The organism is Pseudomonas sp. BNK-30, assembly GCF_047456185.1.
In the GTDB taxonomy this organism is placed as follows: domain Bacteria; phylum Pseudomonadota; class Gammaproteobacteria; order Pseudomonadales; family Pseudomonadaceae; genus Aquipseudomonas; species Aquipseudomonas putida_E.
Genome location: NZ_CP179904.1, coordinates 3108082 through 3133367 on the forward strand (window position 1 = coordinate 3108082; position 25286 = coordinate 3133367).

Consider the following 25286-nt stretch of genomic DNA (forward strand, 5'->3'; position numbering starts at 1 on the left):
TCAGGCCAGCGCCGCACGGGTGGCGGCGACGGCGTCGGGGGTGTTGAGGTTGTAGGTGGTCACACCGTCGGCGCAACGCTTGTTCAGGCCGGCCAGCACCTTGCCCGGGCCACATTCGACCAGGTTGACCGCGCCGTTCGCGGCGAGGGTCTGCACGCATTCAACCCAGCGAACCGGCTGATACAGCTGCGCCAGCAGATCCTGCTTGAGGGTGTCGAGGTCGGCGGCGACGGCGGCAGTAACGTTCTGCACTACCGGAATCTGCGGCGCCTTCCATTCGACGGCATTGACGTGCTCGGCGAAACGATCGGCAGCCGGCTTCATCAGGGCGCAGTGCGACGGCACGCTGACCGGCAGCGGCAAGGCGCGCTTGGCGCCCTTGGCCTTGCACAGCTCGATGGCACGATTGACCGCCGCGACGTTGCCGGCGATGACCACCTGGCCCGGCGAGTTGAAGTTGACTGCGCTGACCACTTCATCTTCGGCCGCTTCGGCGCAAATGGCCTTCACATCATCGTCGCCCAGGCCGAGGATGGCGGCCATGGCGCCATGACCGGCCGGCACGGCTTCCTGCATCAGTTCGCCACGGCGCTTGACCAGCTTGACGGCGTCTTTGAGCGACAGGCTGCCAGCAGCGACCAGAGCGCTGTACTCGCCCAGGCTGTGGCCCGACACGAAGGCCGGCTGCGCGCCACCCTCCTCCAGCCACAGGCGCCACAGAGCGATGGAGGCAGTGAGGATGGCCGGTTGGGTCTTGTCGGTTTGATTGAGTTGCTCTTCCGGGCCTTCCTGGACCAGCTCCCACAGGTCGTAACCCAGAGCCTCGGAGGCTTCCTTGAAGGTCTCAACGATCACCGGCTTTTCAGCGCCCAGTTCTTTGAGCATGCCCAGCGACTGGGAACCTTGACCGGGGAAGACGAATGCGAGGGATGCAGACATTGAACAAGCCCTTATGATCTTGTCGTCGGATAGGGTGCGCCGAGCCAAAGACTAGACGCGGAAACTGAAAACTTGGATGGAAACGCGGACCAAGCGGTCACATTTAAGCACTTCATCGGCGAAATGCCTAAGGCAACAGGTCTTCAAGGCGCCCGTGCAAGCGCTGCGGGAGGTTTTCCTGGATCTCGATCAGCGCACGCTGGATGGCGCTTTGAAAGCCCTGCACGCCTGCCGAGCCATGGCTCTTGATGACGATACCCTGCAGCCCCAGAAAACTTGCCCCATTGTGCCGCGCCGGCGCTAGGTCGGCCTGCAGACGCTTGAGCAACGGCATCGCGACAGCCCCGGCAACACGTGACAGCGGGCCACCCTTGAACAGTTTTTCGATACGCGCAGCGATCATCGTCGCCAGGCCCTCGCTGGACTTGAGCAGGATATTGCCGACAAAGCCGTCGCACACCACCACGTCCGCCTCCCCCCGATAAAGGCCATCACCCTCGACGAAGCCGACATAATTGAGGCCGCGAGCGTTCTGCAACAGCGTGGCAGCCAGCTTGACCTGCTGATTGCCCTTGATGTCCTCGGTGCCGATATTCAACAGTGCCACCCGCGGGCGCTGGACACCCAAGGCCTGTGCGGCCACCGAGCCCATTACAGCGAACTGGTAGAGGTTTTCGGCACTGCAGTCGACATTGGCACCCAGGTCGAGCAACTGGCAGTACCCCGCCTGAGTCGGGATAGCCGCGACCATGGCAGGCCGATCGATACCCGGCAGCGTCTTGAGCACCAAGCGCGACAACGCCATCAGCGCGCCGGTATTGCCGGCACTGACGCAGGCCTGGGCCTTGCCATCACGCACCAGTTCAAGGGCGATGCGCATCGACGAGTCCGGCTTGCCGCGCAGCGCCTGGGATGGCCGCTCGTCCATACCGATCACCTCACTGGCAGCGACAATCTGCAGGCGCGCACGATCCGCAGCCGCAAGGCCACTGACAAGATCTTCTAGGAGGGATGGTTGACCGACGAGGGTCAGGTGCAGCGAGGGGGTAGCCGAAAGGCAGGCTATGCTAGCCTGGACAATGCTGCGGGGACCGAAGTCCCCGCCCATTGCGTCGATCGCGATGATCTGAGCAGACAAGGATTACTCGTCAGCGCCCTTGTCGATCACTTTACGACCACGGTATACGCCTTCTGGCGATACGTGGTGACGCAGGTGTACTTCACCGGTGGTCTTTTCTACCGACAGCGCGTTTTCCGACAGAGCGTCGTGCGAACGGCGCATGTCACGGGCAGAGCGGGATTTTTTGTTCTGCTGAACAGCCATAATTGATTAACTCCTAAACGTTTGGGTCACGCTTTAACTGCGCCAAAACACTGAACGGGTTGGACCGCGATACCTCGTCCTTGCTCGATTCGGGCTCGTCTGCGCCCGCCGGCTGCTGGCATTCTTCCGGATGATGAGCAGGCACGATGGGCAAGGCGAGCAGAAGCTCCTCCTCGATCAAGGCCTGCAGATCCAAAGGATCTTCGCCCAGTTCCAGCACGTCATAGCCTTTCGGCAACGACTGGGTATTCGCACCCTCCTTCACCACAGCGTAAGTGCATTCGCTGTGAATCGGCAGGGTGACCAGCTCAAGACAACGCTGGCAAACCATTTTGACTTCGACATCCAGCTCGCTGTGGATAACCACCACGTGCTGTTCATCTCGTTCAAAATCGAACTTCGCCTGCACCGTACCGACATTGTCGGAAAGCGGGTCGCAGAGTCTTTCCAAATCAGCGAGTTGCAGCGAACCGTTAAGGGTTACGCCACGATCGGCTAATTTGCGCGGGTCAACGTGAGGTGGAATCGGGTCATTCAACATAGGCGCAGCATTCTAGGGATGCCCCCTGCACCTGTCAAAGGAAATTCGGCGGTATGTTGCATGTTAGAATCGGGATCAACTGATCAGGAGTCTACCATGCTGCCTTTGTTGCTGGCTTCCAGCTCCCCTTACCGGCGCGAACTGCTCGCGCGCCTGCGCCTGCCCTTCACCTGGGCAAGCCCCGACCTTGACGAGCGGCGGCTCGCTGACGAGCCCGCCACAGAGCTGGTGCGACGCCTGGCCAGGCAGAAGGCCGAGGCACTGGCCGGCAGCCACCCGCAGCACCTGATCATCGGCTCCGACCAGGTCGCGGTACTGGGCGAGCAGATCCTGGGCAAGCCGCACAGTTTCGAGCGCGCCTGCGAGCAATTGCTGGAGGCCAGCGGACAGCACGTCACCTTCCTGACCGGGGTGGCACTGCTGAACACCGCCACAGGGCAATGCCAGGTCGATTGCGTGCCGTTTACCGTAACGATGCGGGAACTGGACCGGGAGCGCGTGGAGCGCTACGTGACGGCCGAGCAGCCGCTCGATTGCGCAGGCAGCTTCAAGGCCGAGGGGCTGGGTGTGAGCTTGTTCAAGAGCACCCACGGGTGCGATGCCACCAGCCTGATCGGGCTGCCGTTGATCCGGCTGGTGGATATGCTGAGCACGGAAGGCGTGACAGTGCCCTGAGACCACCAGAGGCGGTCTTGCGCCCCATCACCCGCAAGCCTTATGCAGCAATTGCCGGCGATGGGGCCAGGCAAGCACTCAGCGCAAGGCAGGCCCCTGGAAGCCCATGTACATGGCCAACTTCTCCGCCACGCTGGCACCAATGCGCTTGGAGAAGCGATCGAACGGTGACTCCTCGACCGTGAAGTCGACCAGCTCCTTCTCCCCCACGATCTCACGCGCCACATAGCTCGCACTGCCCAGGCCATCGACAAGCCCCAGCGCCTTGGCCTGCTCACCCGACCACACCAGGCCACTGAACAGCTCAGGGTGCTCCTTGTCTTTCAGGCGATCACCCCTGCCCTGCTTGACCATGGCAATGAACTGCTGATGGGTGGTATTCAGCACGCCCTGCCAGAACGCCCGCTCTTCAGGCTTCTCCGGCGAGAACGGATCCAGGAAGGCCTTGTGCTCACCGGCGGTATACGTGCGCCGTTCCACACCAAGCTTCTCCATCGACCCCACAAAGCCATACCCGGCCGCCGTCACACCAATGGACCCCACCAGGCTAGCCTTGTCGGCATAGATCTCGTCCGCCGCACTGGCAATGTAATAGGCACCCGACGCACCCAGGTCAGCGATTACCGCGTACAGCTTGATGTCCGGATACTCACCGCGCAGCCGGCGAATCTCGTCATAGACATAACCTGCCTGCACCGGGCTGCCTCCGGGGCTATTGATACGCATGACCACGGCCTTGGTCTTTGGATCCTTGAACGCCTCGCGCAGGCTCTTGACCAGATTGTCGGCACTGGCAGCTTCCTGATCGGCGATCACCCCGCGCACTTCCACCAATGCGGTATGGCTGGTGCTGCGCGAAGCGGCCTTGTCCATATCCGTCCAAGGCAGGAACAGGGCCAATACGCCGAAGAGGTAGACGAAGGTCAGCAGCTTGAAGAAGATCCCCCAGCGACGCGCCCGGCGCTGCTCCTGGACACCGGCCAGCAGGGTCTTCTCCAGCAGCTTCCAGCTTTTGCGCTCTACACGCTCATCCTCTTGACGGTCTTCGCGCGCCAGGCGCTCTTCTTCAGTCTCGGAACCGGGTGCTTTCCACTCGTCAACCATGCTCACCTACCTTGGAATTGGATTTGCGCAGAACCTGCCAGCCACTCGCGCAGCTGGGAAAAGTGATCGATGCACACTTGCGGACCGAACTCGGCCAACGCCTGCAGCGACATGGCACCATAGCCCACGGCCGCAGAATGCATACCGGCGTTATTGGCCATCAGCAGATCGAATGCCGAATCTCCGACCATCAGCGCCCGCCCAGGTTCGACACCGCAATGCCCTAGAATCTCCTCGAGCATCAGCGGGTGCGGCTTGCCACGGGTCTCATCAGCGGCGCGGGTGATGTCGAAAAACCGCTCCCAGCCATTGGCCTTGAGCACCCGATCCAGACCACGACGCGCCTTGCCGGTCGCCACAGCCAGGCGATAACCCTCGACCCGGAAGGCATCCAGCGACTCGACCACCCCCTCGAACAACGGAGAAGGCTGCTGATCAAGCGCCGTATAGATGTCGGCATAGTGCTGACGGAAGGTTTCGACCTGCACAGGATCGAGGTGCGGATAGAGGGTTGAAATGGCTTCACCAAGCGCCAGGCCGATGATGCCCTTGACCGCCTCCTCCGGGCTTGGCGCCTCACCGGCGCGCTCGGCGGCGGCATTCATCGCCTCGACGATCCGCCCGATCGAGTCGGCCAAGGTGCCGTCCCAGTCGAAGATCAGCAACTCGTAAGACTTTTTCATGAATCAGGACGCCCCCAGACGCTCCACGGTTTTCGCCCAGACTTCGTCCACAGGCGCTTCGAGCTTGAGCTCACCACCATCAGGCAGCGGCACCGTGAGCGCATAGGCGTGCAGGAACAGGCGCTTGCCTCCCAAGTCACGAATTTCGCGGCTGAAATCCTCGTCGCCGTACTTGCTGTCACCAGCGATCATGTGGCCAGCGTGCAGAGTATGTACGCGAATCTGATGGGTACGCCCCGTGATGGGGCGCGCCTCGACAATGGTGGCGAACTCGCCGAAACGGCGAAGCACACGGAACAGGGTGAGCGCCTCCTTGCCCTCCTCGTTCACCTCGACCATACGCTCGCCCGAACGCAGGTTGCTCTTGAGCAACGGAGCATTGACCTGCTTCTTCGAGGTAGGCCAGTGGCCACGCACCAGCGCCATGTAGCGCTTGTCGACCCCATCGCCACGCAGCGCGGCATGCAGGTGGCGCAGCATGCTGCGCTTCTTGGCAATCATCAGCAGGCCCGAGGTGTCGCGGTCCAGGCGGTGCACCAGCTCCAGCTCCTTGGCATCGGGGCGCAACTGGCGCAGCGCCTCGATCACACCGAAGCTCAGGCCACTGCCGCCATGCACGGCGATACCGGCCGGCTTGTTCATCACGATCAGCGCCTTGTCCTCGTAGACGATGGCAGCTTCCAGGCGCTGCAGCAGCCCCTGGGCAACCGGGGCCGGCTCGTCACGCTCGGGGAGGCGCACAGGGGGCACACGGACGATGTCACCCGCCTGGATCTTGTACTCAGGCTTGACACGGCCCTTGTTGACCCGAACCTCGCCTTTGCGCAGGATGCGGTAGACCAGCGTTCTGGGTACACCCTTGAGCGCCGTGATGAGGAAATTGTCGATGCGTTGGCCGGCAAGCTCCGGCGCGACTTCGATCAGCTGAACGCCGGAAGTCGGAGGGGTATTGGTCGTCATCAAGGGATCATAACAATTTTTTATGGAATTGAAGCACTTAATCATTACTGCTATAGTCGCGAACGCCGCCAAAAGCGGCAGGCCAGCGGAACCAGGCCCTTGGCCGGTCCCTGACCAACGCAATTCTGCAGGACGCGAGGCCGTCCTACGGGGTTTTCGCCAGTTTACCGAATTGCCTGGAATCGCCACCAGCGCTGTGTAGAGAAGACCGAAAAAAAACGACAAGTGCGGTGTTTCACCTGCTTACCCGCTTCTTTTCGCTGCACCTCTGCCCGCCCCGACGCTTGCACGCAACGCACGGCGAATGCTTCGGAAATACCTGCCTTGGACATGAATGGCGTCAGCGCGGAAACTGCGCTGGCGAAAAATGCAACCCGTTGCGGATTCAGCGCGCGGCAGCACCCGAATTATCAGGGATACGTGCAGGGTGGAGATGCACAGCCCTCGGACCGTGTAGCACCGCGTCCGGCCACCGGCCCAGTGAATGGCCGGCGAGCGGATAAGGTCCTGAACAGATGCCCCATGGGCGTCCACGGCTGACGGTTGATTCCTCCTCCTGACTGAGTGCACGAGGCCTGCTGGGTTGATTCGGATATCGATTCGGATATCTCTGCAGATACCGCAGGGGCCTCTTGGCACCGCAGCAAACAGGACGCGTCGTCGCGACAACGGCAGGCTGGGAAACCGGCTGGTGCCGAACGTTGCTCGACACGGGGGTGGCCCGGCCACCCTTTGCGCACCTTGGCACCGACCATGAGAAGTCGTGTGTGCCGAACGCCGTTTCCGGCAGCCCGGAAACCGACGGTACAACATGAAAAGAATGCTGATTAACGCAACTCAACCCGAAGAGTTGCGTGTAGCCCTGGTGGACGGCCAACGTCTCTACGACCTGGACATCGAGTCCGGCGCGCGTGAGCAGAAAAAGGCCAACATCTACAAAGGCAAGATCACCCGGATCGAGCCCAGCCTCGAAGCCGCCTTCGTCGACTTCGGCTCCGAACGTCACGGCTTCCTGCCGCTGAAGGAAATCTCCCGCGAGTACTTCAAGAAAGCCCCTGAAGGCCGCGTCAACATCAAGGATGTCCTGAGCGAAGGCCAGGAAGTCATCGTCCAGGTCGAGAAGGAAGAGCGCGGCAACAAAGGCGCCGCCCTGACCACCTTCATCAGTCTGGCAGGTCGCTACCTGGTGCTGATGCCCAACAACCCACGCGCTGGCGGCATCTCCCGCCGCATCGAAGGCGAAGAGCGCAACGAACTGCGTGAAGCCCTCAACGGCCTGACCGTGCCAGGCGACATGGGCCTGATCGTGCGCACCGCTGGCCTTGGCCGCAGCAGCGAAGAAATGCAGTGGGACCTCGATTACCTGCTGCAGCTGTGGACCGCCATCAAGGAAGCATCCCTGGATCGCGCTGCACCCTTCCTGATCTACCAGGAAAGCAACGTCATCATCCGCGCCATCCGCGACTACCTGCGCCAGGACATCGGCGAAGTGCTGATCGACAGCATCGATGCCCAGGAAGAAGCCCTGACCTTCATCCGCCAGGTGATGCCGCAGTACTCCAGCAAGGTCAAGCTGTACGAAGACAGCGTGCCGCTGTTCAACCGCTTCCAGATCGAAAGCCAGATCGAAACCGCCTTCCAGCGCGTCGTCGACCTGCCATCGGGCGGCTCGATCGTGATCGACCCGACCGAGGCCCTGGTTTCCATCGACATCAACTCGGCGCGCGCCACCAAGGGCAGCGACATCGAGGAAACCGCCCTGCAGACCAACCTGGAAGCGGCCGAGGAAATCGCCCGCCAGCTGCGCCTGCGTGACATCGGCGGCCTGATCGTCATCGACTTCATCGACATGACGCCGGCGAAAAACCAGCGCGCCGTCGAAGAGCGTGTACGCGAAGCCCTCGAGGCAGACCGCGCCCGCGTGCAGGTCGGCCGCATCTCGCGCTTCGGCCTGCTGGAAATGTCCCGTCAGCGCCTGCGCCCGTCGCTGGGCGAAAGCAGCGGCATCGTCTGCCCGCGCTGCTCCGGCACCGGCATCATCCGTGATGTCGAGTCGCTGTCCCTGGCCATCCTGCGCCTGATCGAAGAAGAAGCCCTGAAGGACCGTACTGCCGAAGTACGCGCCCAGGTACCGATTCCGGTGGCCGCCTTCCTGCTCAACGAGAAGCGCAACTCGATCACCAAGATCGAACTGCGCACCCGTGCCCGCATCATCATTCTGCCGAACGACCACCTGGAAACCCCGCACTTCGAAGTCCAGCGCCTGCGCGACGACAACCCGGAAGTGCTGAACAACCAGTCCAGCTACGAAATCGCCGCCACCGAAACCGAAGAAGCGCCGCAGCCGACCGCCACGCGCACCCTGGTGCGCCAGGAAGCAGCGGTCAAGACTGCACCGGCCCGCGCCAACGCTCCGGTACCGAGCGCTGTCGAAGAACAGCAGCCTGCCGCACCGGCAGCCCCGGCACCCAGCGTACCGGAGCCAAGCCTGTTCAAAGGCCTGGTGAAGTCGCTGGTCAGCCTGTTCGCCGGCAAGGAAGAGCCTGCCGCCGCCCCGGTGGTCGCCGCCGAGAAGCCTGCCACCGAGCGCACTCAGCGTAACGAGGAGCGTCGCAACGGCCGCCAGCAGAGCCGCAACCGCAACGGCCGCCGTGACGAAGAGCGCAAACCTCGTGAAGAGCGCGCCGAGCGTGCGCCGCGTGAAGAGCGCCAGCCGCGTGAAGAGCGCGCCCCTCGTGAAGAACGTGCCCCTCGTGAAGAGCGCGCACCTCGTGAAGAGCGCGCACCTCGCCAGCCACGCGAAGACCGCCGCGGCAACCGCGAAGAGCGCGTCCGCGAACTGCGTGAGCCTCTGGATGCAGCACCGGCCGCTCGTGAAGAGCGCCAGCCACGTGAAGAGCGTGCTCCACGCGAAGAACGTGCGCCTCGCGAAGAACGTGCGCCTCGCGAAGAACGCGCACCTCGCGAAGAACGTGCGCCTCGTGAAGAGCGTGCCCCACGCGAAGAACGCGCTCCACGTGAAGAGCGTGCACCTCGCGAAGAACGCGCACCGCGCGAAGAACGTCAGCCTCGCCCGCCACGCGAAGAGCGCCAGCCACGTGAAGCTGAGCAGGCTGCCGAGAAGGCTGCAGAGCTCGCCGATGAGCAACTGCCGAACGAGGAGCTGCAACAGGACGAGCAGGAAGGTTCCGATGACGAGCGTCCGCGCCGCCGCTCCCGCGGCCAGCGTCGCCGCAGCAACCGTCGTGAGCGCCAGCGCAACGCCAATGGCGAGCTGATCGAAGGCAGCGAGGAAGAAGGCAGCGACGAGCAACCGCAACAGCACCAGGCCACCGAGCTGGGTGCCGAACTGGCTGCCGGCCTGGCCGTCACCGCCGCTGTCGCCAGCAGCAACATCAGTGCTGGCGCCGAAGCGCAAGCCAACCAGCAGGCTGAACGCGCCAGTGCCGAAGCCGCGACCACCGACAACAGCGAAGTCGCTCAGCCGGCCGAGCAGGTCGAAGCCGTCGCCAAGGCCGAGGAAGTCGCCATTGCACCTGTGGTCGAGCAGCCGCTCAGCGAGCCGGTCGCCGCGGTCCAAGCCAGTGCCGAGCCTGTGGTTGAAGTTGCGCCTGAGCCGGTAGTCGAACAGGCCCCTGCGGTCGAGCCGGTAGTGGTTGCCGAGGCGCCTGTAGAGGCACCTGTCGAAGCACCGGCCATCGAAGCAGGTGAAGCAGAGAAAGCCCAGGTCGCCGCTGAACAAGCGCCGGCTGCCGAGCTGCCTTCTGCTGTCGTCGAAACCCAGCCAGAAGTGGCTGCCGAGCCTGTAGCAACCGTAGTTGAAGCAGCACCTGTAGTCGCCGAGCCTGCCCCGGTAGAAGCACCGGCAGCGGTCGAAGCGGCCACCGTCATGCTGCCTAACGGCCGCGCCCCTAACGACCCACGCGAAGTGCGTCGTCGCAAGCGTGAGGCCGAAGCGGCAGCCAAGGCTGCGCAGGAAGCGGCCGCTGCTGGCACGCCAGCGCTGGAGACCGCCGACGAGCACAAGCCTCATCACGGTTGATAGCCACGGCTGAATGAAAAAGCCCCGCCAGTGTGAACTGGCGGGGCTTTTTCTTGGCCGTTTGTCGTGCCTGCACCGGCCTCAGTACAGGTTGGGCTCCATCTCCAGCTCAACCCCGAACCGCGCCAGGATATCCGCCTGGATGCGCTGCGCCAGGCCATGCAACTGCGCCCCGCTCGCCTGGCCATAATTGACCAGCACCAGCGACTGCAAGCGGTGTACGCCGGCATCGCCATCCCGATAACCCTTCCAGCCGGCCTGCTCGATCAACCAGCCTGCGGCCAGCTTCACCTGCCCGTCAGCCTGGGGATAAGCCACCACACCTGGAAACTCAGCGCGGATGCGCGCCACCTGTTCGACGGCAACGACCGGGTTCTTGAAAAAGCTGCCGGCATTGCCCAACTCGGCCGGATCGGGCAGCTTCTCGCGGCGAATGCTGCAAATAGCGTCGCTGATCGCCTGCGCCGTCGGCTCCTGCACGCCCTGCTCGGCCAGACGCTGACGCACCGGGCCGTAATCCAGATGGGCCTGCAGCTGGTGGCTCAGGGCAAAACGCACCCGCAGGATCAACCAACGCCCAGGGTTACGCTTGAACAGGCTGTCGCGGTAACCGAAGGCGCATTCCTCAAGCCCGAAGTCACGCAGCTCGCCCGTCTGCCGGTCCAGTGCCGTCAAGCCAGCGAACACATCCTTGATCTCCACCCCATAGGCACCCACATTCTGCATTGGCGCCGCGCCCACCGTGCCCGGGATAAGGCTGAGGTTTTCAAGGCCACAAAGGCCTTGCTGCAACGACCATTGCACGAAGGGATGCCAGGGCTCACCCGCCTCGGCCTCCACCAGCACACACCCCGCGTCATCGCCAAGGACGTGGCGGCCACGGCTGGCCATGTGCAGCACCAGCGCGTCGACATCACGGGTCAGCAGCACGTTGCTGCCGCCGCCGATCACCATCACCGCAAGCCCTCGCTGGCGCGCTTGCGCCAGGGCCTCGCGCACCTCATCGTCGGTATGTACCTGGGCGAAGTAGCGGGCTTTAACATCGATGCCGAAGGTGTTGTAAGGCTTGAGCGAAACCTGCTCCTGCCAGTGCGCCGTCATAACCGCCCCTTGATTTCGACAACCAGCTCACGGCAGGCCGCCTCGATCAGGTCCAGCACCTGCTCGAAGCCCTCTGCACCGCCGTAGTAAGGGTCCGGCACTTCATCCACAGCCGCCTCATAGCGGCGCAGGAACAGGTCCAGCTCGCCAGTCGCATTGTACGGACGCATGGCGCGCAGGTGGCCCAGGTTGCTTTCATCCATGGCCAGAATCAGGTCGTACTCGGCAAAGTGCTCAGCCTTGACTTGCTGGGCACGCTGTCGCGACAGGTCATAGCCCCGCGCCAGGGCGGCCTTGCAGGTGCGGCTGTCAGGCCCCTTGCCCACGTGCCAGTCACCGGTACCGGCAGAGGCCACGTGAACCTGCCCAGCCAGGCCTGCGGCCTGCAACTGATGACGCAGCACACCTTCGGCGGTGGGCGACCGGCAGATATTGCCCAGGCAAACGAACAGGACGCGCATCAGGCCTCCAGCAAGCGCCGCACGCGCTCGAGGTCTTGTGCAGTATCGACACCCACTGCTGGCGCCTCGATGGCGTCCGCCACGTGAATACGCACGCCATGCCACAGCGCACGCAGCTGCTCAAGCGCCTCGGTCTGCTCGAGCCAGCACGGGCCCCAGCTGACGAAGTCCTGAAGGAAACCGACGCGGTAGGCGTACATGCCGATATGGCGACGGTAGGGCACGCCCTGCGGCAGTTGATCGCGGTCCTTGGCGAAAGCGTCACGCGCCCACGGCAGCGGCGCACGGCTGAAGCTCAAGGCCAGGCCGTTCTTGTCGCTGACCACCTTGACCGCATTGGGGTTGAACACGGTTTCAGGGTCGTGGATCGGCTCGGCCAGGGTCGCGATACCTGCCTCCGGATGCGCCGCCAGGTTGGCTGCGACCTGATCGATGATCACCGGCGGAATAAGCGGCTCGTCACCCTGGACGTTGACCACGATGGCGTCGGCAGGCAGGCCAAGCTGCGCGGCCACTTCAGCCAGGCGGTCGGTACCCGACTCATGGTCGGCGCGGGTCATCAGCACTTCAGCGCCAAAGGCCTGACAAGCCTCGACGATACCGGCGTCGTCGGTGGCGATGACCACACGGCCGGCACCGCTCTTGCGCGCCTGCTCCCAGACATGCTGAACCATCGGCTTGCCGGCGATCAGCAGCAACGGCTTGCCCGGCAGGCGCGTCGAGCGCAGACGGGCGGGAATGACCACGGTGAAGTTCAAGCTCATTTGTCCAGACGCTCGTCGTCGGTCAGGGTACGCGCCTCGCTTTCCAGCATCACCGGGATGCCATCGCGAATCGGATAGGCCAGGCCTGCGCCCTTGCTGATCAGCTCGGTCTTGTCAGCGCTGAGCTTGAGCGGGCCCTTGGTGATCGGGCAGGCCAGGATGTCGAGCAGTTTGGTGTCCATGGAAGCGTCCTTGAGGCCAGATGGCCGGAAATTGAAAAACGGGCTCAGGGCGTTCGATGCCCAGGCAGCAAGCGTTGCAGCTGGCTGTCGAACCAGTCGCAGAAGGCCGGCGTAGGCAGGGCCTCCACGGCCAGGTACCACCAGTCATCGGCAGCGAAGGCGCGGCACTTCACCGCATCCTTCTCGGTCATCACCAACGGCAGCTGCGGGCTGAAAGCCAGGCTCTGAGCGCTGAACTGGGCGTGGTCGGCGAACGGATGCGGCACCGGCTGCCAGTTTAGCCCCAGCAGGGTATTGAAGAAACGTTGCGGGTTGCCGATACCGGCTACCGCATGCAGGCGCTGGCCCGCCGGGAAGAAGTCGAGCGCGCGGCGCTCGCCACTGCGCAGGTTGACCAGCGCACTGGGTTGCAGACGAAAGGCGAAGCCCTCCGGGCGGTCGGCGCTGGCGCCGTTGAACAGCACCGCATCAGCCTCTTGCAGGCGCTCGGCAGGCTCGCGCAGGGGCCCGGCCGGCAAGCAGCGGCCATTGCCCAGGCCACGCGCAGCGTCGATCAGCACCAGTTCCAGGTCGCGTGCCAGGCGGTAGTGCTGCATACCGTCGTCACACAGGATCAGGTCCAACGGCTCGCTGGCCAGCAATGCCTGCACGGCGCGGGAGCGGTCGGGGTCGATCATCAGCGGCACACCCGTGCGCTGAACGATCAGCAACGGTTCATCGCCGGCCTGCTCGGCACTCTGCGAGGCTTCGACACGCCAGGGCAAGCGAGGCGGTTCTGCACCGTAGCCGCGGCTGACCACCCCCACCTTCAGCCCTTGGCGCCGGCAATGCTCGATCAACCAGAGGATCATCGGCGTCTTGCCGGTGCCACCAATGGTGATGTTGCCCACCACGATGACCGGTACCGGGGCGCGGTAGCTGGCGCTTTCGCCACTGAGAAACCGTGCGCGCTTGCGCGTCACTACCCGCCGGTAAAGCGCCTCGAGCGGGCGCAGCAGGGCAAGGGCCGGGTGCCCGGCGTACCAGGCGGCTAGCAGACGGTCAGCGAGCGCCATCAAGGTGTCCCCTGGGCGGCCTCGACGGTGGTCATGCGCAGCTGGCTGAAACCGAGCTTGCCGGCGGCATCCATCGCAGTGATCACGGCCTGGTGCGGGGTCTTGCCGTCGGCACTGATGGCCAGCGGCAGCGTGTTGTCACCGCCCGATTCGCGCTGGATCGCCTCGGTCAGGGTCGCCAGGTCGCTCTTGGGCAACAGGTGATTGTTCACCGAATACACGCCGTCTGCACTGATGGTGACCTCCACCAGCTTTTCCGGGTCTGCGACGGGCTGTTCGGCGCTGACGGCCTCGGGCAGCTCCACACGCAGCTGGGTCTCACGGGTAAAGGTGGTGGTGACCACGAAGAACAGCAGCAGGACAAACACCACGTCGATCAACGACGCCAGGTTGATGTCGACGTTCTCCCGCTGGCGATTGCGCCGGAACTTCACGCCTTGCCTCCGGCCACTTCGACTTCGCGGTCGCCCTGGATGACCTCCACCAGCTTGATCGCCTCCTGCTCCATGCCCACCACCAGTTCGTCGATGCGGCGCAACAGGAAGCGGTGGAAGAACACTGCCGGGATGCCGACCATCAGGCCGGCTGCCGTAGTGACAAGGGCCTTGGAGATACCACTGGCCAGCACCGCCGCATTGGCGGTCATCTGCGACCCCATGAAGGCGCTGAAGATATCGATCATGCCCAGCACGGTACCCAGCAGGCCGAGCAGCGGGGCCATCGCGGCGATGGTACCGAGGGTGCTGATGTAGCGCTCCAGTTCATGAATGACCCGCGAGGCAGACTCCTCGATGCACTCTTTCATGATTTCACGGCCATGGCGCGAGTTGGCCAGGCCCGCAGCGAGGATTTCACCCAGCGGCGAATCGGCGCGCAGGGCCTTGAGCTTGTCACTGGTGAGCTGCTTGTCCTTGATCCACATCCACACCTGGCCCAGCAGGTGCGGCGGGGTAACGCGGCTGGCGCGCAGGGTCCACAGGCGCTCGACGACGATAGCCATGGCAGCGATGGAGCTCAGAATGATCGGCAGCATCATCCAACCACCGGACTTGACCAATTCCCACACAGTAAACGCCCCCTCGGAAAAAGGCCGCCACTCTAACATAGGCGCGCGGGGGGCTCATCTGCCGAAGGTCAGGGAATTGTGTGGCTATACCCAGGGCAGGCTCATCAACCATCACGGCGCGCTGCCCCGCCAAAAGCGCTTTTGCGCCCGCACCCCTTCCACTTCGCCATGGTTGCCCAGCAGCAACCGCAACGCCCCCTCCACCGCCGTATCGTGAATGGCCATCCCATGCCGCCGATAGCGCTCGACCACCTGCACATGCGGATGCCCAAAACCGTTGTTGCGCCCCCGTGAAATCAGCACGCCGCGCGGCGCCGTAGCGCGGATGAATGCCTCTGTCGAGGAACTGCGGCTGCCATGGTGCGGTGATTGCAACCAATCGATACGTGGCGTCGCGTGGGCCGCCAACCACGCGCGCTCGGCGCCCGCCTCCATATCGCCTGCCAACAGCAGCCGCTCCCCCTGCGCCTCGACCAGCAACACGCAAGAGCGGTCGTTGCTGCTCTGCCCTTGGGCCCAATGCCACAGCGAAAAGCGCACGCCATCCCATTCCCACTGCTCATCACTGGCACAAGGCTGCAGTGCAAGGTCCTCCAACACTTCGCCGCCCAGCACACGCAACACCGGCAACCCACGGTAGACAGCCGGCGCGCCACCTGCATGGTCGGCATGGGCATGGCTGATCAGCATGATGTCCAGGCGCTTTACGCCCAACTTGTGCAGGGTCGGCAACACCACCCGCTCACCCAGATCACTATCGCCCCGCGCCGGGCCGGCGTCGTAAAGCAGGCTATGGTTTTGCGTGCGCAGCAGTACCGCCAAGCCCTGCCCGACATCCAGCTGCCAGACCTCCACCTGCCCCTGCGGCACAGCCTCCCTGGGCACCCACAACGCCAGCAGCATCGCCCCGCCCAGGCTGCGCAGGGGCACACCGGACGGCAGCAGCACCAGCAACGCCCCCAAACAGACCATCAGCCAGGCCCAGACCGGCAAAGCAGGCGGTATCCACGCCGGGCGCCAGTCCGCCACCCAAGCCAGCAACCGGAACAAGACATCCAGCAGCCCACCCGCCAACCACAACAGGCCTTCACCAACCCCTGCCAAGGGCAGCAGCAACGTTCCAAGCAGCGCCAAGGGCAATACCGCAAGGCTGACCCAGGGCACTGCCAGCAAGTTGGCCAGTGGCGCACTCAGGCTGACTGGCAAACCGGTGGCGATCAGTACCGGCAGCAAGCCGATGGCGATCACCCACTGGGCGCGGGTCCATCCTTGCCAGGGCCGCCAGCGGCCCAGACGTGAGCTGAAGCAGTAGACCAGGGTCGCCACCGCCGCAAACGACAGCCAGAACCCTGGCAGCAGCGGCGCCAGCGGCTCGGCGACCAGCACCCCGATGAGGGCCAGCAGCAAAGGGAACAGCGCCCCAAGATGGCGAAAGCGCAGGCGCCAGAGCAGAACCACCGCCAGCATCAGGCAGGCGCGCTGCACCGGCACCCCCGCACCGGCCAGCCAGCCATAGGCCAGCGCCGCACCCAGTGCCAGGCCACACGCACACGGCAACCAGGGTAGCGCCCGAGGCCACAGGCCCCAGCGCGCCAGGCCCGCGACCAAGGCGTAGAGCAGGCCGGCGACCAGGCCGATGTGCTGACCCGAAATCACCAACAGGTGTACCGTGCCCGTGGCCTGCAGCGCTTGCCAGTCCTCGCGGGCCAGGCCGGCGCCATCGCCGAGCACCAACGCGACAAGGGCCGCTTCCCGGCCATGCGCGGCGACGCTCAACAAGCGCTGGCGCAGTGCGTCACGCCAACCCGGCTGCGCGGCGTCCAGCACATGGCCCGCCTTGACCGTGCCAGTGGCGCCGATACGCCTGGCCAACAACTGCGCCTCCCGGTCCGGACCATGCGGGTTGAGCAGCCCGGCCGGGCGCTGCAAGGTAGCGGCCAGGCGCCAGCGCTCGCCAGCCCGCACCGGCGGGCCATCAAACCAGTGCAATTGCAGGCGCTGGGGCAACGCAGCGCGGCGCGAGCGAGGTTGCTCCAACTCAAAGCGCACACCACTCAGCGTATGGGCCGGCAAGCCGACCACCCTGCCCTCCAGCCACAGCGTTCGGCCATCCAGGCCTGGGGCCAGGCGATCATCCAGTGCCTGCTGCGCCGACCAGCAAGCCCAGCACATACCCAGCACGCAGCAGCCCAGCGGCCACAGCCGTGTGCCCAGGCAAACCAGGCCGCCGCCGAACAGCAGCCACAGCCACCCGACCGATGGCAACTCGGGGAGAACGCCCAGGCACAACAGCCCGAGCGCCAGCGCAAACATCCCTGTGCGCATGAGTTAGAGCTCCAGAAACGCAGTTACCCCTCAGGCATAGACGAAATGACGCCAAGGCTCGCTCAACAATTGTCACAAACTCTGAACGAGGCTGAGATGGAATCAAGGCATACTTCCCCGATGACCGCTCGGGGAGCCTACATGCCGCGCCGCCTTTTCAAACGCTACATGCCGGACCCGACCAGCATTCGGGAACACAAGTCCTTACGCTTTTTCGGCAAGTTGCTGCACGACCCGAATCTCTGGCACCTGAACCGCCACTCGGTGGCCCGGGCCATGGGTGTGGGCCTGTTCGCGGCGTTGATTCCCGTCCCCATGCAGATGCTGCTGGCGGCAGCGCTGGCGATACCGGTGCGTGGCAACCTGCCGATCGCCGTCAGCCTGGTGTGGCTGACCAACCCGCTGACCATGCCGCCCGTGTTCTTCGTCACCTACATGACCGGCGCCTGGTTGCTGGGCACGCCGCCGCGCAGCCTGCCCGAAGACCTTACCTTCGAATGGATCACCGGCCAGCTGGCAACGCTCTGGCAGCCGTTCCTGCTGGGCTCGGTAGTGTGCGGTGTGGTGCTGGGCATCATCGCCTGGTTCACCACCCTTCTGTACTGGCGCTGGTGGATTGGCCGGCAATGGCGCCGGCGCAAGCACAGGGTCTCAGGCGCGCATGCCGCGGCCACTGACCAGCAGGCGGACGCACAGCGCGTAGAGCACTGCGGTGGCGACCAGCATGAAGGTGATCGCCGTACCAATGCTGATATCCGACACCCCTAGGATGCCGTAGCGGAACGAGTTGACCATGTGCAGCACCGGGTTGGCCAGCGACACGGTCTGCCAGAACGGCGGCAGCAGGTTGATCGAATAGAACACCCCACCCAGGTAGGTCAGCGGCGTCAGCACGAACGTCGGGATGATCGAGATATCGTCAAAGTTGCGTGCAAACACGGCGTTGACGAAGCCAAGCAGCGAAAAAATGGTCGCCGTCAGCAACACCACGACCACCGTCACGCCCAGGTGATGGACCTGCAGGTGGGTGAAGAACAGCGACAGGATGGTCACGATCACCCCCACTGCCAGGCCTCGCAGCACCCCGCCCAGCACGTAGCCGACCAGAATGATGTGTGGCGATACCGGCGACACCATCAACTCTTCGATCGAGCGCTGGAACTTGCTGCCGAAAAAGCTCGACACCACGTTGCCGTAGGAGTTGGTGATCACCGACATCATGATCAGCCCGGGAACGATGTACTCCATGTAGGTGAAGCCGCCCATGTCGCCGATCTGCCGGCCGATCAGGTTACCGAAGATGACGAAGTACAGGACCATGGTGATGGCCGGCGGCAGCAAGGTCTGCGGCCAGATACGCAGGAAGCGCCGCACTTCGCGGTAGACGATGGTGTTCAGGGCGACCCAGTTGGTGCGCAGTTCCACACTCATACGGCCACCTTCGACAGGTTCTTTTCAACCAGGGACACGAACAGCTCCTCGAGACGGTTGGTTTTGTTGCGCAGGCTCTGCACTTCGATGTTCTGCAGGGCCAACTGGCCGAACAGCGCGGTAATGCCGATGTCCTTGTCCACTTGCACCTCAAGGGTGTGGGGTGTCAGCAGGCGGCATGGGTAGCCCTGCAGCGTGGGCGCCTGGGCCAGGTCCTGCCTGAGGTCGAGGACGAAGGTCTCGACATGCAGCTTGCCCAGCAGCTTGCGCATGCTGGTGTTCTCGACAATCGTGCCGTGGTCGATGATGCCGATGTTGCGGCACAACTGCTCGGCCTCCTCCAGGTAATGCGTGGTCAGGATGATGGTGATGCCCTTCTGGTTGAGCTCGGTGAGAAAGCTCCACATCGAACGGCGCAGCTCGATGTCCACCCCCGCTGTCGGCTCATCGAGGATCAGCAGGCGCGGTTCGTGGATCAACGCCCGGGCGATCATCAAGCGGCGCTTCATGCCACCGGACAACGAACGCGACTGCACGTCACGCTTGTCCCACAGCCCCAGCTGGGTCAGGTATTGCTCGGCGCGCTCCTTGGCCAGTTTCGGCGGGATGCCGTAATAGCCGGCCTGGGTCACGACGATGTCGAAGGTTTTCTCGAACTGGTTGAAGTTGAACTCCTGGGGCACCACGCCCAGGCAGCGCTTGAGCGCCGAGGGTTCGCGATCCAGGTCATGGCCAAACACGTTCACCGTGCCGCTGGTCTTGTTGACCAGGGTCGAGAGGATGCCGATGGTGGTGGATTTGCCGGCGCCATTGGGGCCCAGCAGGGCGAAGAAGTCACCTTCGGCGACGTCCAGATCGATGCCTTTGAGGGCCTGGAAGCCGTTGCCGTAGGTTTTGGTCAGCTGTCGGATGGACAGGGCAGAACTCATAGCGGGTCACGTACCGAGTGAAAAGGTCAGGACACGCCAGGGCAAGTCACTGGCGCAGTGAGTGCGGCCATGGTGCAAGGCCTGGCCGCACAAGTACAGTCATGTGTATTGATAGTGACTATCGAAGCAGGTTCAGGTCAGTGCCGTCATCACCGCCGCCTGGTAGGCCGGGCGTTGCTTCAGCCGCTCGTACCAGGCTTGCAGGTGGGGCATGGCCGGGCGCTCGATGGGCATTTCGAACCAGGCGTACACGAAGCTCCCCAGTGGGATGTCGCCCATGCCGATCTGGTCACCGGAAAGGTACGGTTGGTGCGCCAGGGTTTCATCGGCGATCGACAGCAACTGCGCGCACTGTTTGTGCGCGGCATTGATCGCGACCCAGTCGCGCTGGTCTTCGGGGGTGCGCAGCAGGCCCCAGAACAACGGGCGGAACGCCCCTGCAAAGGACGAGGTGGTCCAGTCCATCCACTTGTCCGCCAAGGCGCGCTGGCGCGGGTCTTTCAGGTACCAGCCCTGCTCTGCGCCGTACTCGGCGCACAGGTAGCGCACGATGGTGTTGGACTCCCACAGGGTAAGGTCGCCGTCTTCGAGCATGGGCACCAGGCCATTGGGGTTGCGGGTGCGGTAGTGCGGCTCGTTGACGACCCCGAAGGCGCCGCCGGCGTCGATGGATTCGAAATCCAGGCCCAGCTCGTGGGCGATCCACAGCGCCTTGCGCACATTGCTCGAATTCTTGCGACCCCAGATCTTCAGCATGACGACGTCCTTATGAATGCGAAGGGGTGAGTCTACTCCAGGCCTCTGTCGCCTGCATCGGCGAGTGGGTCGATATAGACGAACAATGAGCTGAAACTCCCACAGCCACACCCTGTCACTGTTCTGATACTGCCGTTCACTGTGTTGCGTCTAAGCTCTGTGAGACGGCCCAAGCCCCTGGTTCCAAGGAGGAAGGATTATGTTGCTGTTGTGGTTGCTGGTCCTGGTGATCGGCACGGCGTACCTCACCCACCGGCGTCTGCCACCGCTGCAGATACTCGCCATCGTTGCCGGCTATACCTTGCTGATGGGCATCTTCAGCTCGGCGCCCGGCTGGCTGCTGGCGTTGATCTGGCTGGTTCTGGCCGCCAAGGCTGCCCTGCTGTTACTACCCGAGTGGAGGCGCAAGGTATTCACCGGCCCTGTGTTCAAGTGGTTCCAGCGCACCCTGCCGCCCATGTCGCAGACCGAACGCGAAGCCATCGACGCCGGCACCGTATGGTGGGACGGCGAGTTGTTCAGCGGCCGCCCCGACTGGCGCACGCTGCTCGACTACCCTGCGCCAACACTTACCGAAGAAGAACAGGCCTTCATCGATGGCCCGACCGAGGCGCTGTGCGCGATGGTCAGCGACTGGCAAATCGGTCAGGATCTCGACCTGCCGCCCGAGGCTTGGGCCCATATCAAATCGCAGGGTTTCTTTGCCCTGATCATTCCCAAGGAATACGGCGGCAAAGGTTTCTCCGCTTACGCTCATTCTCAGGTCGCCATGAAGCTCGCCACGCGCAGTGGTGACCTAGCCTCCACGGTGATGGTACCCAATTCCCTCGGCCCGGCTGAGCTGTTGCTGCACTACGGCACCGACGAGCAACGCAACCACTACCTGCCACGCCTGGCCCGGGGCGACGACATTCCGTGCTTCGCGCTCACTGGCCCCCTGGCCGGCTCCGATGCAGGCGCAATGCCGGATACCGGTGTCATCTGCAAAGGCCAATGGCAAGGTGAGGAGGTCATCGGCCTGCGCCTGAACTGGGAAAAGCGCTACATCACCCTCGGCCCGGTCGCCACCCTGCTCGGCCTGGCCTTCAAGGCCTACGACCCGGATCACCTGCTGGGCGAAGAAGAAGAGCTGGGCATCAGCCTGGCGCTGATACCCACCGACACCCCCGGTGTGGAAATCGGCAAACGCCACCTGCCACTGGGCGCGGCCTTCATGAACGGCCCCAACAGCGGCAAGGACGTGTTCATCCCGCTTGAATTTCTCATCGGCGGCCAGGCCATGCTTGGCAAGGGCTGGATGATGCTGATGAACTGCCTGTCGGTGGGCCGCTCCATCTCCCTCCCTGCTGTGGGCACAGGTGCTGCCAAATACACCAGCCTGGTCACCGGCCAGTACGCCAACATCCGCGAGCAGTTCAACGTGCCACTGGCGGCTTTCGAAGGCATCCAGGAATCATTGGCGCGCATCGGCGGCAACGCCTGGCTGATGGACAGCGCCCGCCTGCTGACCGCCAAGGCCGTGGACCTGGGCGAAAAGCCTTCGGTGCTGTCGGCGATCCTCAAGTACCACCTGACCGAACGGGGCCGCGAATGCATTCAGCACGCCATGGACGTGCATGGCGGCAAGGGCATCATCATGGGCCCGAACAACTACCTGGGGCGCAACTGGCAAGGGGCGCCGATTTTCATCACGGTCGAAGGCGCGAACATTCTCTCGCGCAACCTGATGATCTTTGGGCAGGGTGCCATCCGCTGTCACCCGTTCGTGCTCGAGGAAATGGCCCTGGCAGGCCGCGAGGACCACGGCCAGGCCCTGAAGGAGTTCGACGAACTGCTGATGAAGCACATCATGTTCGCCGCAGGTAACGCGGCGAGCACACTGGTGCACGGGTTGGGGCTGGGTCATCTGGAGAAGGTGCCAGGCGACGCCCTGAGCCAGGGATATTTTCGCAGCCTGAACCGCCAGGCTGCGGCCTTTGCCTTGCTGGCTGACCTGTCGATGATGCTGCTCGGTGGCGCACTCAAGCGCCGCGAACGCCTCAGTGCAAGGCTCGGCGATGTGCTCAGCTACCTGTACCTGTCTTCGGCTGCACTCAAGCGCTACCATGACCTTGGCTCGCCCGAGCACATGCGCCCCCTGCTGCGCTGGGCCATGGAAGAAAGCCTTGGCCAGGCTGAAAACGCCCTGGACCGGCTGTTGGACAACTTCCCCAACCGCTTCGTCGGCTGCGCCCTGCGGGTGCTGGTATTCCCGTTCGGTCGCAGGCATACCGGGCCGAGCGACGAACTGGATGCGCAGGTGGCCGAACTGATTGGCAGAAGCAAAGGCGACCCAGCGCTGGAAGAATTGCTGGCAGGGTGCTTCCGGCCCCAGGCCGAAGGCGACCCTGTGGCTGCGTTGCAACGCGCCAGCGACCTGCTCGATGAGGTCGCGCCACTGCAACGAACGCTGCACCAGTCAGTGAAGGACGGTACCGTACGACCAGCACCCGGGGAGTCGCCCATCGATGCGGCTGTGGATGCTGGCGTACTGCAGCCGCATGAAGGCCAGCGTTTGCTCGATGCGCAGCACGCTCGCCGCCAGGTCATCGATGTGGATGCCTTTGAAAAAGCGCAGCTTACGCGCGCTGAAGGGCATATTCGCTAACGTCAATGTCAGCGCCCGGGGCCTGCCGCCGGCCTCGGGTTGCTCTTCGATACTCCACATTCAACCGTTGGTCAGCTCAACGAAGCGGGCGGCAGTCAGTGTTGGCACGGGTATTACAATCGAGGCCCAATAATGAAACCGGGCTTGGTCTTGAGTATCTTCAGCCAATAGCACCGTGAACGGTGAAGGCGCCGTCGGATGTGGCGTAAAAACACCCGTTGCGGACACTGTGCCGTTGCCACTAATGACAGTCCATCGAGTGTCAGCGGCTCGCACCTCCACCTCACCTTCCCAACTGTCATAAAAAAGCAGCAGCCTGACTTTGTTGTTTACCAGTTCTGCTTTCAGGTAGTGGGATTCTATGGTGTGCAACGTAACGAAGGTGGATATGGCTGTTTCACTACCTGCCGTGGCCTTGATCACATCTGCACTGATAAGCGTACGCGGGCCAGATTGTAGTGCCACCTCACGTTTGGTCTTGTTGTTGGAGTCAAGCGCGAATGCTGGCGTAGGTGCACTGGCTGGATAATAAAACATCTCATCCCTCTCGCTCATCAGGCGCCCTGATGCTGCACCCTCGAACGCCCATTGCACATTTGCCGCGGCTGGCGCCAACGTCAATGCCTGTTTCTCATCACTGACTCCAACCAATCGAAGCCGTGGGGTAATGGCGAGCGGTTGTTCGACGTGTGCCTGATGGCGGTATTGGTCAGCCACGCTGTTAGCGTCGTACATTGCCCAATACAGTAGCAACTCCGGAATCAATTGCCCGGCGGTAAAACGCAGCGATCCTGGCGGTGTGCAAAAACCGGCGAGCCAAGCGTTGTCAACCGGAGGCAACCCCAGTAAAACCTCGGGAAAGAGAACGCTCAAAAAAGACAATACGCCCGCATCCCCCGCCGTTTCCGGGGCACTCAGCGAGTTGGTCCCCCCCAGCGCAAGTTCACTCGACCCACTGGACAACGTCAGGTCCAATGACGCTTCTCGAAGCTTGAAAGAGCCTTTCACATCGTGCAGTAACGGGCTGATAGGCGGCAACACTCCATACAGGTTGACACGCGCCGTTTCTTTATAGTGCTCGGTAAGCGCTGCCCAACTAAAGTCACCGTCCGTATGTTCGAACAGTGCCTCACCGGACCACTGCAGCCGAAGGAACGACCCCTCTAGCAACTTGTAACGCAGGTAGCCGTTGGCAAGTGGCACCTTGACTGTGAATGCCGTTCTCGAAGCCGGTAATGTTTCCAGCATTTCATGAACTCGTCGCCCAACACGCCCCAACACCGCGCGCAAAGCAAACTGTGAATCTTTTACGATGGTGTTCGTTATCGTGATGTGCTGTTCGTTGTAGGTAACGCATGGTGCACCCAAGCTCAGGGTGCCCACGCGCCATATAGCGCCCTCGACCATCCGGTCGTACTGCACCTGCTCACTCACGCGGCGCGAATTACGCCGGGCGTAGTCAACCCATGACGCATTGACGATCTGGCGACTCAAGACACCGACCACCAGTGTGAGCGGGTCGACCAAAACAGTATTCAGCGTATCGCCGCGGGTCGGGGGTTGCGCGCTGTCGGGTATACCATCAGCCATTGCAATATCTCCTGTTTCAATGGGTTCATGTGAACATCCCGAACGTACAGCGGCAACTGGCAGTAATTGCAGTTGACAGTGCACTCGCTTGCAGAAGCTGGTTTGAGCCGAACCAGCCTCCAGCCAGGAGATAGCCTGTGTGCGCTCGGTCGCGACACGAAGTGGCCGGGAGCGTATGATTCAGCACTGTCTACGCAATCGAGTTACGTTCATGGCCCAATCCTACCTGGCACACCACCTGCAATTGCTGCACCACCTGCGTACCATTCTGGTGGCGCTCGGAGAAAGCGAGCAGGTTCCCGAAGAAAGCCACGTGCTGTTCCTGGAACGCTTCGACGAGCTGCTTACCCATCTGCCAACCGATCCGCTGCAAAGCCAGTACCTGGGCCAGGATCTGATCTGCCAGGTCATCCAGCGCTATCCGCAGATTGCCCACCTGGTACCCCGTGACCTGCTCTGGTTCTTTGGCGGCGATTGCCTGCACTTCATGCCGGATGAAGAACTCGAGTTGTATCAACAGCTGGAAGAAATGCGCTACGAAGCCGAACAACAGGGCGAAACATTCGATTGGCATCAACACAAAGAAATGCTCAGCCTGTCGAATCGACGATCAGCGCACTAAGCGATACGCCCTGCCGCATCAGGGGGGGGCGCGACAGGCCGACGCGCCGCGCCTTGCGGCGGCTGCCATCCCGCAATCCATGCAGGCTT

Annotated in this window: 24 protein-coding genes; 5 read left to right on the forward strand and 19 right to left on the reverse strand. The window is 63.1% G+C overall.

Going from position 1 to position 25286, the window contains the following annotated elements:
* The 4 genes from fabD to ACMGGN_RS14500 form a co-directional block, all read right to left on the reverse strand.
* Nucleotides 1–939: an ACP S-malonyltransferase gene (gene fabD / locus ACMGGN_RS14485; protein WP_046786559.1), complete on the reverse strand. Its 939-nt coding sequence runs from the start codon at nucleotides 937–939 to the stop codon at nucleotides 1–3.
* Between the two features lie 127 nt (nucleotides 940–1066).
* Nucleotides 1067–2077: a phosphate acyltransferase PlsX gene (gene plsX, locus ACMGGN_RS14490; RefSeq protein ID WP_080952128.1), complete on the reverse strand. Its 1011-nt coding sequence runs from the start codon at nucleotides 2075–2077 to the stop codon at nucleotides 1067–1069.
* A 3-nt stretch (nucleotides 2078–2080) separates the two neighbouring features.
* The gene (gene rpmF, locus ACMGGN_RS14495; RefSeq protein ID WP_010223221.1) at nucleotides 2081–2263 is read right to left on the reverse strand and encodes a 50S ribosomal protein L32; all 183 of its coding nucleotides are present in this window, start codon (nucleotides 2261–2263) and stop codon (nucleotides 2081–2083) included.
* Nucleotides 2264–2276: 13 nt separating this feature from the next.
* Nucleotides 2277–2804, reverse strand: a complete 528-nt coding sequence (locus ACMGGN_RS14500; protein WP_012313431.1) for a YceD family protein — start codon at nucleotides 2802–2804, stop codon at nucleotides 2277–2279.
* A gap of 96 nt (nucleotides 2805–2900) precedes the next feature.
* Between ACMGGN_RS14500 and ACMGGN_RS14505 the strand changes: the two genes are divergently transcribed.
* Nucleotides 2901–3479 carry a Maf family protein gene (locus ACMGGN_RS14505; RefSeq protein ID WP_115275619.1) on the forward strand — a complete coding sequence of 193 codons (579 nt, stop codon included), beginning with the start codon at nucleotides 2901–2903 and terminating at the stop codon, nucleotides 3477–3479.
* Nucleotides 3480–3557: 78 nt separating this feature from the next.
* Here ACMGGN_RS14505 and ACMGGN_RS14510 read toward each other — a convergent pair whose 3' ends face one another.
* Genes ACMGGN_RS14510 through rluC form a run of 3 tightly spaced genes read right to left on the reverse strand, consistent with a single transcriptional unit; the run spans nucleotide 3558 to nucleotide 6226 of the window.
* Entirely contained in the window at nucleotides 3558–4583 is a 1026-nt protein-coding gene (locus tag ACMGGN_RS14510; protein WP_046786562.1) for a S49 family peptidase, read from the reverse strand.
* A gap of 2 nt (nucleotides 4584–4585) precedes the next feature.
* Complete coding sequence (locus ACMGGN_RS14515; protein ID WP_115275618.1) at nucleotides 4586–5266, reverse strand: HAD family hydrolase; 681 nt, start codon at nucleotides 5264–5266, stop codon at nucleotides 4586–4588.
* A gap of 3 nt (nucleotides 5267–5269) precedes the next feature.
* Entirely contained in the window at nucleotides 5270–6226 is a 957-nt protein-coding gene (gene rluC, locus ACMGGN_RS14520; RefSeq protein WP_115275617.1) for a 23S rRNA pseudouridine(955/2504/2580) synthase RluC, read from the reverse strand.
* An 811-nt stretch (nucleotides 6227–7037) separates the two neighbouring features.
* Between rluC and rne the strand changes: the two genes are divergently transcribed.
* On the forward strand, nucleotides 7038–10268 hold the full coding sequence (gene rne / locus ACMGGN_RS14525) for a ribonuclease E (RefSeq protein WP_414156053.1): 3231 nt from the start codon (nucleotides 7038–7040) through the stop codon (nucleotides 10266–10268).
* Nucleotides 10269–10349: 81 nt separating this feature from the next.
* On the opposite strand, the gene murB is transcribed toward rne, so the two are convergent.
* The 8 genes from murB to ACMGGN_RS14565 form a co-directional block, all read right to left on the reverse strand.
* Complete coding sequence (gene murB / locus ACMGGN_RS14530; RefSeq protein WP_174141824.1) at nucleotides 10350–11369, reverse strand: UDP-N-acetylmuramate dehydrogenase; 1020 nt, start codon at nucleotides 11367–11369, stop codon at nucleotides 10350–10352.
* The gene (locus tag ACMGGN_RS14535; RefSeq protein WP_115275614.1) at nucleotides 11366–11830 is read right to left on the reverse strand and encodes a low molecular weight protein-tyrosine-phosphatase; all 465 of its coding nucleotides are present in this window, start codon (nucleotides 11828–11830) and stop codon (nucleotides 11366–11368) included. Before ACMGGN_RS14535 ends, murB begins: the two co-directional genes overlap by 4 nt.
* Nucleotides 11830–12594 (reverse strand): 3-deoxy-manno-octulosonate cytidylyltransferase, encoded by a 765-nt coding sequence (gene kdsB / locus ACMGGN_RS14540; RefSeq protein ID WP_046786568.1) that lies wholly within the window; start codon nucleotides 12592–12594, stop codon nucleotides 11830–11832. The genes ACMGGN_RS14535 and kdsB overlap by 1 nt, the downstream gene beginning before the upstream one ends.
* The gene (locus ACMGGN_RS14545) at nucleotides 12591–12776 is read right to left on the reverse strand and encodes a Trm112 family protein (protein ID WP_003247142.1); all 186 of its coding nucleotides are present in this window, start codon (nucleotides 12774–12776) and stop codon (nucleotides 12591–12593) included. Before ACMGGN_RS14545 ends, kdsB begins: the two co-directional genes overlap by 4 nt.
* Before the next feature lie 44 nt (nucleotides 12777–12820).
* Complete coding sequence (gene lpxK, locus ACMGGN_RS14550; protein ID WP_204920455.1) at nucleotides 12821–13831, reverse strand: tetraacyldisaccharide 4'-kinase; 1011 nt, start codon at nucleotides 13829–13831, stop codon at nucleotides 12821–12823.
* Nucleotides 13831–14265 (reverse strand): ExbD/TolR family protein, encoded by a 435-nt coding sequence (locus tag ACMGGN_RS14555; protein WP_012313421.1) that lies wholly within the window; start codon nucleotides 14263–14265, stop codon nucleotides 13831–13833. Before ACMGGN_RS14555 ends, lpxK begins: the two co-directional genes overlap by 1 nt.
* The gene (locus tag ACMGGN_RS14560; RefSeq protein WP_039601022.1) at nucleotides 14262–14897 is read right to left on the reverse strand and encodes a MotA/TolQ/ExbB proton channel family protein; all 636 of its coding nucleotides are present in this window, start codon (nucleotides 14895–14897) and stop codon (nucleotides 14262–14264) included. Before ACMGGN_RS14560 ends, ACMGGN_RS14555 begins: the two co-directional genes overlap by 4 nt.
* 111 nt (nucleotides 14898–15008) lie before the next feature.
* Entirely contained in the window at nucleotides 15009–17222 is a 2214-nt protein-coding gene (locus ACMGGN_RS14565; protein WP_414156054.1) for a DNA internalization-related competence protein ComEC/Rec2, read from the reverse strand.
* 141 nt (nucleotides 17223–17363) lie between these two features.
* Between ACMGGN_RS14565 and ACMGGN_RS14570 the strand changes: the two genes are divergently transcribed.
* Entirely contained in the window at nucleotides 17364–17990 is a 627-nt protein-coding gene (locus ACMGGN_RS14570; protein ID WP_119688512.1) for a DUF2062 domain-containing protein, read from the forward strand.
* Here ACMGGN_RS14570 and ACMGGN_RS14575 read toward each other — a convergent pair.
* The 3 genes from ACMGGN_RS14575 to ACMGGN_RS14585 all read right to left on the reverse strand — a co-directional run bounded on the left by ACMGGN_RS14575 (nucleotide 17874) and on the right by ACMGGN_RS14585 (nucleotide 20338).
* Nucleotides 17874–18653, reverse strand: a complete 780-nt coding sequence (locus ACMGGN_RS14575; protein ID WP_012313417.1) for an ABC transporter permease — start codon at nucleotides 18651–18653, stop codon at nucleotides 17874–17876. The two genes, ACMGGN_RS14570 and ACMGGN_RS14575, sit on opposite strands and share 117 nt — an antisense overlap.
* Complete coding sequence (locus ACMGGN_RS14580; RefSeq protein WP_039601023.1) at nucleotides 18650–19582, reverse strand: ABC transporter ATP-binding protein; 933 nt, start codon at nucleotides 19580–19582, stop codon at nucleotides 18650–18652. Before ACMGGN_RS14580 ends, ACMGGN_RS14575 begins: the two co-directional genes overlap by 4 nt.
* Nucleotides 19583–19714: 132 nt before the next feature.
* On the reverse strand, nucleotides 19715–20338 hold the full coding sequence (locus tag ACMGGN_RS14585; RefSeq protein WP_046786572.1) for a glutathione S-transferase: 624 nt from the start codon (nucleotides 20336–20338) through the stop codon (nucleotides 19715–19717).
* A 199-nt stretch (nucleotides 20339–20537) separates the two neighbouring features.
* On the opposite strand from ACMGGN_RS14585, the gene ACMGGN_RS14590 reads away from it, so the two are divergent.
* Complete coding sequence (locus ACMGGN_RS14590; RefSeq protein WP_115275611.1) at nucleotides 20538–22985, forward strand: acyl-CoA dehydrogenase; 2448 nt, start codon at nucleotides 20538–20540, stop codon at nucleotides 22983–22985.
* Between the two features lie 60 nt (nucleotides 22986–23045).
* Here the strand turns inward: ACMGGN_RS14590 and ACMGGN_RS14595 are convergent, their stop codons facing one another.
* Nucleotides 23046–24575, reverse strand: a complete 1530-nt coding sequence (locus ACMGGN_RS14595; protein ID WP_119688511.1) for a hypothetical protein — start codon at nucleotides 24573–24575, stop codon at nucleotides 23046–23048.
* A 211-nt stretch (nucleotides 24576–24786) separates the two neighbouring features.
* On the opposite strand from ACMGGN_RS14595, the gene ACMGGN_RS14600 reads away from it, so the two are divergent.
* Nucleotides 24787–25197: a PA2817 family protein gene (locus ACMGGN_RS14600; protein WP_115275609.1), complete on the forward strand. Its 411-nt coding sequence runs from the start codon at nucleotides 24787–24789 to the stop codon at nucleotides 25195–25197.
* Nucleotides 25198–25286 lie beyond the last annotated feature (89 nt).